This window comes from Bradyrhizobium sp. 2S1 (genome assembly GCF_011516625.5).
GTDB lineage: Bacteria > Pseudomonadota > Alphaproteobacteria > Rhizobiales > Xanthobacteraceae > Bradyrhizobium > Bradyrhizobium septentrionale.
Genome location: NZ_CP147717.1, coordinates 4782921 through 4795714, shown reverse-complemented (window position 1 = coordinate 4795714; position 12794 = coordinate 4782921). Strand labels below are relative to the sequence as shown.

Sequence of the window (12794 nt, the reverse complement as noted above, 5' to 3'; positions counted from 1 at the left end):
CTTCATGGCCAACGTCTTGCGTAAATTCATCCTGCGCGCGCCGGCCCATCCGGATTTTATGGTCGCGTTGATGCTGCTTCTGGCGATCGGCATGATGATCATGCCGATCCCGATCATCGTGATTGACATGCTGATCGGCTTCAATCTTGGCTTTGCCATATTGCTGCTGATGGTTGCCCTCTATCTCAGCACAGCGCTTGATTTTTCCTCGTTGCCGGGCGTCATCCTTATCTCGACGGTATTTCGTCTCTCGCTGACCATCGCAACCACGCGGCTTATTCTTGCGGAGGGTGACGCAGGCAGCATTATCCACACCTTTGGCGACTTCGTAATATCAGGGAATATCGCTGTCGGAGTCGTCATATTCCTGATCGTGACCATGGTGCAGTTCATGGTTCTTGCGAAAGGCGCCGAGCGCGTCGCAGAGGTTTCTGCGCGCTTCACGCTCGACGCGCTGCCGGGCAAACAGATGGCGATAGACGCGGAGCTGCGCAATAACCATATCGATCAACACGAAGCGCGTCGCCGGCGCGCGGCACTGGAGCAAGAGAGCCAACTTCATGGCGCCATGGATGGTGCCATGAAGTTTGTCAAGGGCGACGCGATCGCTGGCCTGATCGTCATCTGCATCAACATGCTGGGTGGGATCAGTATCGGCCTGCTGTCCAAGGGTATGTCGCTCGATGAGGCGCTGCACCAATATACGCTGCTGACAATAGGGGATGCGCTCATCTCGCAAATCCCGGCGCTGCTGCTGTCGATCACGGCCGCAACCATCGTCACGCGTGTCAACGGGCCTTCCAAGCTCAGACTTGGCGCCGATATTGTCAACCAACTCACGGCAAGCACACAAGCCCTTCGCTTAGCCGCTTGCGTCTTGCTCTTGATGGGACTCGTTCCCGGCTTCCCTTTGCCGCCGTTCGTCATTCTAGCTGGGCTCTTCGCTGCAGCGAGCTATGTCAGGGTTGGGGCGAAAAGCGACAAGACGGCAGGTAAGACAAGTGCAGATGCCGCCGCTTCCGCTCGGGCTCTAGCACAGACCCAGAAACAAGCTGTTCATGCGGAGGCACTTCCGATCGCGCTATTCCTCGCGCCGGACCTGACGTATTCAATCGACAAGAACGAGCTGGAACAGTGCATCGCGCGCGTTTCGACGCTGGTATCGGCGGATCTTGGCATAACGGTCCCGCGTATCCCGGCTCAGGTCGATCAGCATCTGTCCAAGTCGCAGTTCAGGGTAGATGTCGACAGCGTGCCGGTGGAACGAGATGTAATCGATCCGACGCAACTCGCGCTCAACGACGATGTGGCGAACATCGAATTGAGCGGCATCCCCTTTCGACAAGAGCCGGAGACGAATCGGGTCTGGATCGAAGAAGGTCATGCGGCCGCCCTCAAAGCCGCGGGAATCGGATATCACCGTCCGAGCGAAATTCTTGCCTTGCGTCTCCACTTCACATTGACACGCTATGCACAGCGCTTGGTAGGCATTCAAGAAACCCGCCAATTGCTTGGCCGGATGGAGCAGGAATACGCTGATCTGGTGAAGGAAGTGCTGCGTACGACCACCGTTCCTCGGATCGCCGAGGTCCTGCGCCGCCTACTCGATGAGGGCATTCCAATTCGCAACACCCGCCTACTGCTGGAAGCCCTGGCAGAATGGAGTGAACGCGAGCAAAATGCGGTCCTGCTCACCGAATATGTTCGTGCCACCTTGAAACGGCAGATCTGTTTTCGCTATGCCAATGCCCATCGGGTTGTGGCCGCCTTTATCATCGAGCGCGAGACCGAGGATATTGTCCGCGGCGCGGTGCGCGAAACCGCTGTCGGTCCATACCTCGTTTTGGACGATTGGCAGAGCGAGAAGCTGCTTGCACAATTCCGTCAGATCCATTCGACCATCGCTCGAAGTCAGAGCCAACCCATTATTCTCGGTTCGATGGATATCCGACGTTTTGTACGAGGCTTTCTCACCCGCAACGGAATCGATTTGCCCGTTCTGTCCTATCAAGATCTCGCTTCGGATTTCACCGTCCAGCCGATTGGGTCCGTCAAGCTTCCGGCTGCCAAGGATAAGGCCGCTTCCTCGGAGCGTGGCGGGCTCCTTACCGCGGCGACTTAACAGAACGCAGCCACTTATCCCGAGATGGCCCATGACTCCATATGCGATCAGCGTCGGGCGGCGCTTGTGCTCCTTTGGTCCGGGCTCGTGCCCAGCTCTTCTCGCCATATTGCTGCTCTCAGCTTGTGCCGGCTCGGAGCGGTCGGCGCTCTCCCCGCAGCAGACATCCACATCAGATCCAGCAGGCGCCGTGGAGATTGATCCTGCCATGCGTGAGCGCATTGTTCGCGCCATCGATCGGGATGCTGACGAGCAGACTTTACGCGACACGGTGAGGCAACAACCGGACAACGTCGATGCGGCGATTCCTCTTGCGCGGGCCCTGTTGGGACGCAGATCCCCAGATGATGCGCTTGAGGTGCTCGACGCGCTCTTACTGGTCGTACCTGGCGACCTGCGCGCGCTGAATGCCAAGGGTGTTGTGCTCGACCACGAGGGCCGCCATCGCGAGGCACAAGCGCTATACCGCCAAGCTCTTGAAACAGCTCCCGCAAATGCGATGTTGCGTAACAACCTCAAACTCTCGCTCGCACTTGAAAGCAAGACGGAGAGCGGGAACACAGACCACGGCCGCTAACGGACGGCCGGCAGGCGTTGGCCCGCTCGAGATGATTTGGCGAACAGCAGCGAAGCGCCGATGCCTGCCGGTCAGCTTGCCGACAGCAAATGCTGCCTATGAGTCGCGCGGAGACTGAAGAGACAGGCTCCGCCAAGCAACGTCGCCGAGAGGAATGCAACTCGCCATGTATAATCGCATCAGTGACTCTTCCATCGCCTACCCCGCAAGCGTTTCCGAGGCAGATGAACTGGGACACCGCACTGAGGATAGCCGAGGCGGTTCACTCAATGAACGCCGTTAACGTTATTCGCGCTCATTATAGCGACCGCATTGGCGAAGTCGCCGCAATTCTCGATAACCTCATCAGGCGCGTTACCGACAATCTGAATTATTCTGGAACCTTCGTCCTGGATCATTTCGGCGGAGTGTACAATAGAGAGATGTTTGCCAGCTCCCGTCTCGCTGTGATGAGAAACGTTGCCAAGCCAATCGCGGTGTAGAGGGAGGTGGATGGAGCCATCGGCCACGATACATGGCCCCGCGCAGCAATCGAGCAGCCGTGCACGACGGCCTGAGCCGGACAGCTTATTGGACGGCGCAGCCTCTCAGGCTCTTTGCACAGATGCGCATCCAAATCAATCTCACAGCGAGCCTGAAAAGCTAAACCGTCGCTCTCATTGCCCTGCGATCCGCCGTGCGCCGCAAGTCGCCATCCTTGCTCAGTTGCTGCCGAGTTCACGTCCATTTCACCTGCAATGTCGTGTTCGTGACGTTCTCGCGGTTGAGCGCGCTGCCAAGAAGGTAAACTCCGCGTTTTGTTTTGCGGTCACTTGACCACGCAGTGCGCCCATCGAGAGCCGTCGAGCAATCGGTCCAGCTTTGCTCGGCTGCTTGCGAACGGTGTGCGGCTCCCGCTTTGTCGGCTTCCTTGGCCGCAACGGAACTTGGCCCCGATGTAACGAAAGGCGATCGCCATTGAGTATGGAGCTCCGTGGCGACCGAGGTGCGAGGCACCGCTCCTGGTGCCCTCCACTCGATGGCGCGCACCGCCGGAGCGGCTCTGCACACCATACAATCCAAAGTCAGCTTGATGCTGAGCTCCATGAAGGCTCTCACTGACAAATATTCATCTGGGTCGAGCTGCGCACATCGTGCCGGCGACGCCAGCTCTGCTAACGAACGGCAACTGGGCCGAGAAGCCCACAGGGGAATGGGCCGAGCCCCAAGCAGCGGCTTGCGGACCAGAACGGCTGAGGTGGCTCGGCCGATGCTCCCCTGTCCAGGCCCGCGAAGAAAGGCTGGCACCGACCGGATAACATCCGCCGAAACAGTCATCGCTGAAGCTGCGGCAGGCGGCGGCGCCGGCCTGTTTGGCGGATGCGTCTGACCTAGCCCTACTCCGCATCGCGACGTGTTCCTGTCAACTTGGTGGATGAGGAAACCACAAGGCCCGTCTTAGGGAAGTCCTGCGAATTGCGGAGCGGCACACCTTGCAACGACTGCCAATCTGCCGAGCTGCAGACAGAGGACGACTTTCATCAGAGTTATCTGGGCAGCGTTCGGTCCTGCCTGGACGCAAGCCCACCTCATAGCACCGCCTCGATCAGTTCGATCAAAGCTTGAATCTGACGCCACGTGCGATTCTCGTCATTTCAGGCTGATCGAGAATCGGCAGCATCAAGTAGCTAATGGTGATCGCGATGATCACCACCCGCGCACAGTTGTCTCCTCGAGAACTTCCCTTCAGCTACTCGCAAACCTCTCGTGGAGTACGATCACGAGTGATTAGTTGCTGTTCTCGACCTACATTGTCACTGCAATCAAGTGGCCTCTGCGGCTCGCTGTTGCAGAATATTCATCAGTTGCGCGGCTCCCGCATCAAAGATGCCATTGCCCCTTCTTTCTGCCATGTTCGCGTCCAAAGCAGAGACTCGCCGATCGCGTACTTCGCGCGCGGCAACAGCGAGTGTCTCAGGAGATTGTCATGGTGAAGCCAGTTGTGATTGTGGTGGGCGCGGACAAGGGAGGAGTCGGAAAGACGACCGTATCACGAACGCTTCTGGACTACTTCAGCGTCAATAAGGTGCAAACACGCGCATTCGACACGGAGTCGCCGCGGGGAACGCTGAAGCGCTTCTATCCCGAGATCACCGAGATCGTCGATATGACGACGACCGCGGACCAGATGAAGATTTTCGATACCCTGAATTCAGGGCTATCCGTCACCGTCATCGATGCTCGCGCCGGCTTATTGTCCTCAGCACTGGCCTCCTTGCGCGACATCGGCTTTTTGGATTCGGCGCGGTCCGGCCAGATCACCTTTGCCGTATTCCATATCTTGGGATCATCCATCGCTTCTCTGGACGAGATCGCTGAGACCGCGACCTTCATGAGCGGCGCAAAGTACTATCTGGTCAAGAACTTCATCAACGACACTCAGTTCTTTCAGTGGGACCAATCGACCTACAATTCCTATTTTCATCGCATCAAGCATGCGACCGAGTTGACCATACCGAAACTCAACGAGATGGCCTATGAGCAGGTCGAAGTCGCTTCCGTCCCATTCGTGGACTTCGTCGCAAACAAGGGGCGGAACGATGAGCCAGCGAACAACTCCTTCGTGCTGCGCGGTTATGTCCGGCACTGGCTGGCAAATGTCTGGAGGGAATTTGACCGCATCAACTTGACGGAGCTGGCCGGCGCCAGGTCAGCCACCCAGGCCGGCGAGAAGTAATCCGATTCTCAGCGCGCTCCGGGTTGAGCCACGTACCAAACAACATTGATCTGCCGGCTATGTTAGCGACCCCAATCTACATCATCTGCTCTCCTAGCCCGCAGGTCGGCAAAACCCTCATCGCTCGCCTCGTAAGCGAGTTCTTGCTGCTGAAACATGGCACCGCGTTGTCGTTTGATGTCAATCTGAAGGAGCCGTCATTACTTGATTACCTTCCCAACATCACGGAGACCGCAGATGTGATTGATACTTACGGCAAGATGCAGCTGATGGACCCACTGATCATCCACGATCGGGTAGCCAAGGTGATCGACCTCGGCTTTCATGCCTTCGACGAGTTCTTCAAGATGTGCGAGGAGATTGGCTTCATCAAAGAGACGGCGCGCTGCTATGTCGCGCCTATCATCTTGTTCGTCGCTGGCACTGACCGCATCTCCATGCGCAGTTATGAAATGCTGCGGCAAAGGATTCCGACGCCGGCACTAGTCACTGTGCACAATGAATTTGTGCTCCGCGGAGAATTACCTGGAGCGATGGATGGCGAGCGGGTACTTCGGATTCCCGCGCTGCCGCCGTTTCTCAAGAGATATATCGACCGACTTAGCTTCTCATTCACCGGGTATCTGCGCAACGAGAAGGACTGGTCTACCGAACTACATCAGTGGATCCGCGGAAATTACACTATGTTTCGCGATCTGGAATCCAGTATGATCCTGCGGGGCCCCTATCGATCTCGGGCGACGAACATCGCGAGCCTAAGGAGCACAAGGGCCACGTGAGGTTCCATCTCGCCGTCCATTTCGATTAGAGATGAACGTATGCAATTACCAGACGCGATTCATTGCCGGGATCGTCGAGTCGAGAGCACTCCCTTTCGTCGTGATCGTCCGCGGCAGCTCTTACGCCGAACGGCCGATCCGGACACGCCGGCTCTCGGAAAGATCAGTGAGCAGCTGACGTTGCGAGGAGCCAGACGTGTCGACGGCTCTTCCATCAAGTGGTGCTTCACAGCTCAACACCGGGCTTCCCGCGCATTACCACGCTTTTGATCTCGCAAGCGATCTCGTCGCGGAGCGGGGCGCACGGTTCGGCATCTACGTCTTCCGTCGGGACCATCCTCTGCCAGTTGCCGGTTTAAGCGGGTGTGATACTCCGCGCTCGCGTCGACGTGCCTCTCCTGCGTCGCCACACGTGCGGACGCGATGGCGGCTCGCCGTGCTCTCATGGTTATCAGCGCGTTACCAGATAGTGCGTACATTGTCCCCTGATTTCGAACTGATACCTCCGCTCCTGGCAACTTCGTCGTCAGTGATATGAGCGACAAGAAGCGCATGCCGAAGCGACCTGCCGCAGCTCTTGAAAAGCCCAAAGCTCATCCGCTGTAACGTTGCTGACCCCCACCGCGAGGCAGCACCCGCCCTCGACGTAATCAACAAAAGCTATCCTATGTCTTCTTGGATGAAGAACTGCCGTCTCGCTTGACATCAGCCGCGAGGATCGATCTTCCAACGTACGCATACGACGAAGGCCGCCTGATTGACGCATGCGCGTGGGCGTGGCGATCTGTAAGATAGCGTTGGGTGAAGGTCAGGCGGCCTGCTGATCGGTGGGGTTGTTGGCTTGCCGCAGGAGCTTCCATTCCCAGGGCAGCAGTTCGCGCAGACGCGAAGTGGGAAGATCGGCGATCCGGGCGAGGACGTCGGCGAGCCAGGCTTTGGGATCGACGTTGTTCAGGCGGCAGGTCGTGATCATCGTCAGCATGATGGCAGCGCGGTCGGCGCCGCGCAGGCTGCCGGCGAAGGTCCAGTTGCGCCTGCCCAACGCGATGCCGCGCAACGCTCTTTCAGCGGCATTATTGCTGAGGCAGATCCTGCCATCATCGAGGAAGCGGGAGAAGTCGTCCCAGCGCCTGAGCATGTAGTTCATGGGCTTCAGGACCTCGGAGGAGCGCGACAGGGCTTCTCGCTCGCGGAGCAGCCAGTCGTGCAAGTCATCGAGAAGCGGCTTGCTCCTCTCCTGGCGTACGGCACGCCGCTCGTCGGCATTGCGGCCGTTGATGGCGCGCTCGATCTCGAACAGAGCGTCAAGACGCCTGACCGCCTCCAGCGCGATCGGGGAGACCGGTTTGCCCTTGCGGCCTTCCCTGGCCGTTTTCTCGATGTCGGCCAGCTCGAAGAATCCCCGCCGCGCATGGGCCAGGCAAAATGCGGGCGTGATCGGCATCGCTTTTCTTTTCGGATCGAACAACGGCTCGAAGCCGCTATAGCAATCCGCCTGCAAGATACCGGCGAAGGCGGCCAGATGCTTCTGGGGATGTTCGCCCCGTCGGTCGCTCGAGGCGTAATAGACCGCCGCCGGCGGCGCAGGCCCGGCGAACGGCTGGTCATCCCGCACATACGTCCAGATCCGCCCAGTCGTGCACTTGCCCTTCGCCAGGATGCGGATGGTGGTGTCGTCGCCATGTAGGCGCTCGGCCGCGAGCACATGGTGCTCGATCAGCTGGAACAGCGGCATAACGGCGAAGGTTCCGTGGCCGACCTGGTCGGCCAGCGTCGACAGCGGCAGATCGATCCTCTCGGCCTTAAAGCGCACGCTCTGACGGTTGAGCGGGATATGCATGCCGAACTTGTCGAACAGGATTGTCGCCAGCAGTTGCGGACCGATGAAGCCACGCGGTGTGGCATGGAACGGCGCGGGCGGCTGGCTGATCTTCTCACAATCGCGGCAGGTGAACTTTTCCCGCACCGTCTCGATCAGCTTGAACCGGCGCGGGATCTCCTCCAACGTCTCGGTCACATCCTCGCCCAGCTTCGCCAGGCGCGATCCGCCGCAGCAGGCGCAGCTCGTTGGCGCCTCAATGACGACCCGCTCGCGTTCGATGTCGTCCAGCCAAGGCTTGCGCACCGGCCGCTTGCGCGTGAAGGCCCGAACGTTCTGTACCTTTGCAGCCGCGGCACGCGCGGCGAGCTCATCCTCACTCGCCATGGTGATGAGTTCTTCGAGCTCCAATTCCAATTGCTCGATCAGCCGCGCCGTGCGCTCGGACCGCGGCCCGTACAGTTCGCGTTTGAGCTTCTCGATCCGCAGTTCGAGATGTGCGATCAACGCTTCGTTGTCCGACAGCTCCGCCCGCGCGCTGGCGGCATCCGCGACTGCGATATCGCGCTCAACTTGCAACGCCTTGCGCTCGGCCAGCAGCGCCATGTAGGCGCTCGCAAGATCCGCAGGAAGATCGTCTGGCTTCGAGCTCATGAAGCCATTGAATCAGATCGAGCAGCAGATTCAAACCCAAAACGGTTATCCGACCCGCGTCGGACGCTGGGTTTCTTGCGGGGTGCGCCAATCGATTCCGGACAACAGATAACTCAACTGCGCCGGCGAGATCGTTACCGTTTCACCGCCAACCGATGGCCAGATGAACCTTCCTCGCTCGAGTCTTTTGGTAAAAAGGCATGCTCCTTGGCCGTGGTGAGTCGGCCCCGGGGGTTGCACCCGGAGCCGCTCTCCGAACCGTACGTGACGCTCTCACGTCATACGGCTCTCAACAAGTAACGAGGCAGAACTCAACATCGCCCAATGAGCGAACAGCTTCGGCCTGCGGCAGCGGATCAATCTGAGCCAGGTGGAGGCTCTGACTTTTCCATTCTTCAGCCCTTTGTATTTGCGTCGCGCCCAGCGGTTAAGAGATTCGTCGACATATCGATACAGGTTGTGCATTTCTGACCGCCCATATCTGCCGTAGTACTGCCTCCATCCACGAAGGACGGGGTTCAGTTCCAAGGCAATTGCGTCGACTTCCGTCTGCGAGCGAAGCCTGAGGCGGAGCTGCCGGATCGTCATACGCATAGACGTCATCGCCGCCCTGCTGACCGCTGGCGAGAACGTACAGAAGTTTTCTTTCTTCTGATGGTTTCTTGCCCTGCGCGGTCGAAAGGTAAATCCCAGAAAGTCAAATGACTGACTGGCATGGCTACCCGGGCGATTGCTGTCTTTGCAGTAGACGATCTTGGTCTTGTCGGGATGCATTTCGAGTTCGCATTCCTTAAACCTTGCTTGCAGCGCCGCCTTGATGGCTTCCGCTTCAGCCTTGGTTCGGCAATGAACGAGCCCGTCGTCCGCGTATCGACACCACGGCGACTGCGGGAAGTTCCGCGCCATCCATGTATCGAACGCATAATGCAAGAACAAATTGGCAAGGACGGGACTGATCACGCCGCCTTGGGGTGTGCCCCGGTCGCGAGCGGTGATCGCTCCGTCTCTGTCTTGCATCGGCGCTGTTAGCCAGCGTTCGATGTAGAGCAGAGCCCATTCGTCTTGCACATGCTTCCTGACGGCCTTCATAAGCAACTTGTGGCTGATATTGTCGAACAGGCCTTTGATGTCGAACTCCAGCACCCAGTCCATCCTCCAGCACCGTTGCCGGGTGACGCCGACGGCGTCCAGCGCGGATTTTCCGGGCCGGTAGCCGTAGGAATCGGGAAGGAAGATTTCCTCGAGTGCTTGTTCAATCTGCAGCTTGACGACCGTTTGCGCCACGCGATCTGCTACTGTCGGCACACCTAGAATGCGTTGCCCGCCGTTCTTCTTGGGAATGGAGACAGCCCGAACGGCAGGTGGAAAGTAGCTGCCAGAAGACATTCGATTCCAGACCTTGTAAAGGTTGCCCTTCAAGTCCTTCTCAAAAGCTTCGAGCGACACCTTATCCACGCCGGCCGAGCCCGCATTGGCTTTGACCAATCGGTAGGCCTTCATCACTGTCTGCTTGTCGATATCGTACTGCTTACGTCCGGTTACACTCACATGTCCTCCTGCTCATCACAGTTGCATATGGGAGCAACCCACTTGTTTCGGCCCCTTCGCTCCAGTCCCATTACAGCACCTTCATCACTACTACGAGCCGATCCGCCCCAGTGTTGTGCTTCGGTACTCTCGTCTCGCGGTGTGCGCCGCTTGAACTTCTCCCTTGGCATCACAACGACTGGTTCCTGCAGTTCTCTACAAGAGCCTGTATCCAGATCGCGTCCCCTAAACGCCGGTCGCCATCCGCGCAGTAATCCAGGCGCCTCACGGATTGATCTCAGGGATGGCACGCGCCCCTGATTTTGGCGACGCCTTAGTAATTTTCGACGCGTCATCGGAAGATTCGCTTTCGCTCGCCTTCTGGATACTTACCTGCCCCGTACACCCGGGACTTTTGCAACACTTGCTCATGACCGCGCCTTTTAAGCGAAGCCACAGTGTCGTGGTTTTGCATCTGCGCCTGAAACGCCGATGCAGGAGGGCCATCCTCCATCTCTAATAAAGCTGTACGCATTAAATTCGGTTATTCACCTCCTTCATGCTCTGCAGCACACCGTGCCAGATCAGCTTCACAAGATCGCTGCGGCGACCGCGGAAGACAAACAAATGACCGCTGAGCGGGTCTTTGTGCAGCACCTCCTGCACTTGGAGCGCCAACGACGGAAAGCCTCGGCGCATGTCCGTGTAGCCTGTCGCGAGCCACACTCGCGCGCCCGTCGGAACCGGGATCATCGGCGGACCAAAGCATCGAGAACGCGACGTAGCGCATCTCCATCAACGTCGCCATCGACCCGGATGCGGTGCCCGCTACCAAGATCAATCTCGATGATGCCCTGGCTCTTGCGTCGACGCGCCGTTGGCGTCAACGCCGCTTCGGCCACCTCCCGCGGTAGCGCAGACGGCCCAATCTCGACCGGAACAAACGGCGCTATGCTCGCTTCGCCGTGCCTGCAAAGCTCCTTACGCCACCTGAACAGCTGGCTCACATGAAGCCCGGCCACGCGAGCCACCTCGGAAACATTGGCGCCGGGCTCGAGCGACGCTGCGACGAGCCGTTCCTTCTCATCCTGCGACCACCGGCGCCGCCGCTCGACCGTTGTGATCACCTCCGCCCTCGAAATCGTCATAGCGCTTCTCCTAGGATTACCCCTAGGACCTGCAGCGCTCGCGCCCATCAAACAAGGCGGCCCTTAGCGGAGGAATACCTTCCAACATCGCTCATGGCGTCACAGATAGAGGCCGGCAAACGCCCATGACCCGAGTCTTGATCGCAGGCGTGTTCAGTTCAACAATTGAGCATCTGCAGCGATACGATAGGTGCTTAGAGCTGGCTCCGCAAATTCGGACAGTAGCTTGAGTGGATTTTCTGCCTGACAGCGGCGAGGATTCTTGCCGCGAATCAGGAGCGAAGATGACGAAGAAGAGCCGCCGGATGCATTCTCCGGCATTCAAGGCGAAGGTTGCTTTGGCTGCGGTCAAAGGCGAGAAGACGCTGGCGGAGCTGGCGCAACTGTTTGATGTTCATCCGAACCAGATCACGATCTGGAAAAACCAGCTCCTGGAAGGCGCCGCCGGCGTGTTTGGGCATGACAAGGCGTCGGCCGAGACGCCGGTCGATTTGAAGGCGTTACATGCCAAGATCGGCGAGCTGGCGTTGGAAAACGATTTTTTGTCCGGCGCGCTCACCAAGGCGGGCCTGCTGAGCGCAAAGCGATGATCGACCGCGGTCATGATCTTTCTATCGTGCGCCAGGCGAAGGTCCTGAAGCTGGCTCGCAGCACGGTCTACTATGAACCTCGGCCAGTTTCGGCCGAGGACCTTGCCTTGATGCGTCGGCTCGATGAGCTGCATCTCGATTATCCCTTCGCGGGAGCGCGTATGCAGCGATCGTTGCTGCGGCGGGAGGGCGTATACGCCGGTCGCCGCCACATCGCGACGCTGATGAAGCGCATGGGGATCGAGGCGGTCTATCGTCGCCCGAACACGAGTAAGCCGGCACCGGGTCACAAGATCTACCCGTACCTGTTGCGCGGATTGAAGATCGAGCGGCCCGACCAGGCGTGGGCAATGGACATCACCTACATTCCGATGCGGCGTGGCTTCGTCTATCTCGCGGCGGTCGTCGATGTGTTCAGCCGACGGGTCCTGGCCCATCGCGTCTCGATCACAATGGAGGCGGCCTTCTGCGTCGAAGCGGTCCAGGAGGCGTTGGCGAAGCACGGCAGGCCCGAGATTTTCAACACGGACCAGGGCAGCCAGTTCACCAGCCTCGAGTTCACCGATGTGCTGCTGGACGCGAAGATCGCCATCAGCATGGACGGCAAGGGCGCCTGGCGCGACAACGTGTTTGTCGAGCGGCTCTGGCGCACGGTCAAATACGAAGAAGTTTATCTCCGCGCCTACGACAGCGTGTCCGAGGCGCGAGCGTCAATTGCCAAGTATCTGGCCTTCTACAATCAGGGACGCCCTCACTCGAGCCTTGACGGGCGCACGCCCGACGAGGCTTACTTCGGCACGCAAGCTATGGTGATGGCCGCATGACCGTCGCCGACGATTTTGTCGTCGCTCTGGTCGGGCTA

The 12794-nt window shown here is 58.8% G+C and carries 11 protein-coding genes; 6 read left to right on the top strand and 5 right to left on the bottom strand.

Annotated features, from left to right (window positions below; translation table 11 throughout):
* Positions 1–4 precede the first annotated feature (4 nt).
* From sctV to HAP54_RS22660, 5 genes are all read left to right on the top strand, one after another.
* On the top strand, positions 5–2122 hold the full coding sequence (sctV, locus tag HAP54_RS22680) for a type III secretion system export apparatus subunit SctV (protein ID WP_029084950.1): 2118 nt from the start codon (positions 5–7) through the stop codon (positions 2120–2122).
* Positions 2123–2312: 190 nt separating this feature from the next.
* Positions 2313–2699, top strand: coding sequence for a tetratricopeptide repeat protein (locus HAP54_RS22675; RefSeq protein ID WP_224741824.1), 387 nt, complete (start codon positions 2313–2315; stop codon positions 2697–2699).
* A gap of 224 nt (positions 2700–2923) precedes the next feature.
* Positions 2924–3181, top strand: coding sequence for a hypothetical protein (locus HAP54_RS22670; RefSeq protein WP_224741825.1), 258 nt, complete (start codon positions 2924–2926; stop codon positions 3179–3181).
* 1484 nt (positions 3182–4665) lie between these two features.
* Positions 4666–5415, top strand: a complete 750-nt coding sequence (locus HAP54_RS22665) for a hypothetical protein (RefSeq protein WP_029084301.1) — start codon at positions 4666–4668, stop codon at positions 5413–5415.
* Positions 5416–5474: 59 nt separating this feature from the next.
* Positions 5475–6194 carry a hypothetical protein gene (locus tag HAP54_RS22660; protein ID WP_029084300.1) on the top strand — a complete coding sequence of 240 codons (720 nt, stop codon included), beginning with the start codon at positions 5475–5477 and terminating at the stop codon, positions 6192–6194.
* Between the two features lie 808 nt (positions 6195–7002).
* Here the strand turns inward: HAP54_RS22660 and tnpC are convergent.
* From tnpC to tnpA, 5 genes are all read right to left on the bottom strand, one after another.
* Positions 7003–8667: an IS66 family transposase gene (gene tnpC / locus HAP54_RS22655; RefSeq protein WP_166303921.1), complete on the bottom strand. Its 1665-nt coding sequence runs from the start codon at positions 8665–8667 to the stop codon at positions 7003–7005.
* 45 nt (positions 8668–8712) lie between these two features.
* Positions 8713–8907 (bottom strand): IS66 family insertion sequence element accessory protein TnpB, encoded by a 195-nt coding sequence (tnpB, locus tag HAP54_RS22650; protein ID WP_166294302.1) that lies wholly within the window; start codon positions 8905–8907, stop codon positions 8713–8715.
* A gap of 33 nt (positions 8908–8940) precedes the next feature.
* The gene (ltrA, locus tag HAP54_RS22645) at positions 8941–10167 is read right to left on the bottom strand and encodes a group II intron reverse transcriptase/maturase (protein WP_166306448.1); all 1227 of its coding nucleotides are present in this window, start codon (positions 10165–10167) and stop codon (positions 8941–8943) included.
* A gap of 561 nt (positions 10168–10728) precedes the next feature.
* Entirely contained in the window at positions 10729–10947 is a 219-nt protein-coding gene (tnpB, locus tag HAP54_RS22640) for an IS66 family insertion sequence element accessory protein TnpB (RefSeq protein ID WP_166298587.1), read from the bottom strand.
* On the bottom strand, positions 10944–11342 hold the full coding sequence (tnpA, locus tag HAP54_RS22635; RefSeq protein WP_166294114.1) for an IS66-like element accessory protein TnpA: 399 nt from the start codon (positions 11340–11342) through the stop codon (positions 10944–10946). The genes tnpB (HAP54_RS22640) and tnpA overlap by 4 nt, the downstream gene beginning before the upstream one ends.
* A gap of 284 nt (positions 11343–11626) precedes the next feature.
* Here tnpA and HAP54_RS22630 point away from each other — a divergent pair.
* Positions 11627–12756 (top strand): IS3-like element ISRj2 family transposase gene (locus HAP54_RS22630; RefSeq protein ID WP_166296389.1). Its coding sequence is split into 2 segments (ribosomal slippage): positions 11627–11879 and positions 11879–12756, totalling 1131 coding nucleotides; the frame shifts between segments, so codons are not numbered across the junction.
* The last annotated feature ends 38 nt before the right edge of the window (positions 12757–12794 follow it).

Excerpts from the sequence above, each read along its gene's own strand:
- HAP54_RS22670 (WP_224741825.1), top strand. The coding sequence starts at position 2,924 with ATGAACTGGGACACCGCACTGAGGATAGCCGAGGCGGTTCACTCAATG.
- ltrA (WP_166306448.1), bottom strand. The coding sequence starts at position 10,167 with ATGAAGGCCTACCGATTGGTCAAAGCCAATGCGGGCTCGGCCGGCGTG.
- HAP54_RS22660 (WP_029084300.1), top strand. The coding sequence starts at position 5,475 with ATGTTAGCGACCCCAATCTACATCATCTGCTCTCCTAGCCCGCAGGTC.
- tnpB (WP_166298587.1), bottom strand. The coding sequence starts at position 10,947 with ATGATCCCGGTTCCGACGGGCGCGCGAGTGTGGCTCGCGACAGGCTAC.
- sctV (WP_029084950.1), top strand. The coding sequence starts at position 5 with ATGGCCAACGTCTTGCGTAAATTCATCCTGCGCGCGCCGGCCCATCCG.
- HAP54_RS22665 (WP_029084301.1), top strand. The coding sequence starts at position 4,666 with ATGGTGAAGCCAGTTGTGATTGTGGTGGGCGCGGACAAGGGAGGAGTC.
- tnpA (WP_166294114.1), bottom strand. The coding sequence starts at position 11,342 with ATGACGATTTCGAGGGCGGAGGTGATCACAACGGTCGAGCGGCGGCGC.
- tnpC (WP_166303921.1), bottom strand. The coding sequence starts at position 8,667 with ATGAGCTCGAAGCCAGACGATCTTCCTGCGGATCTTGCGAGCGCCTAC.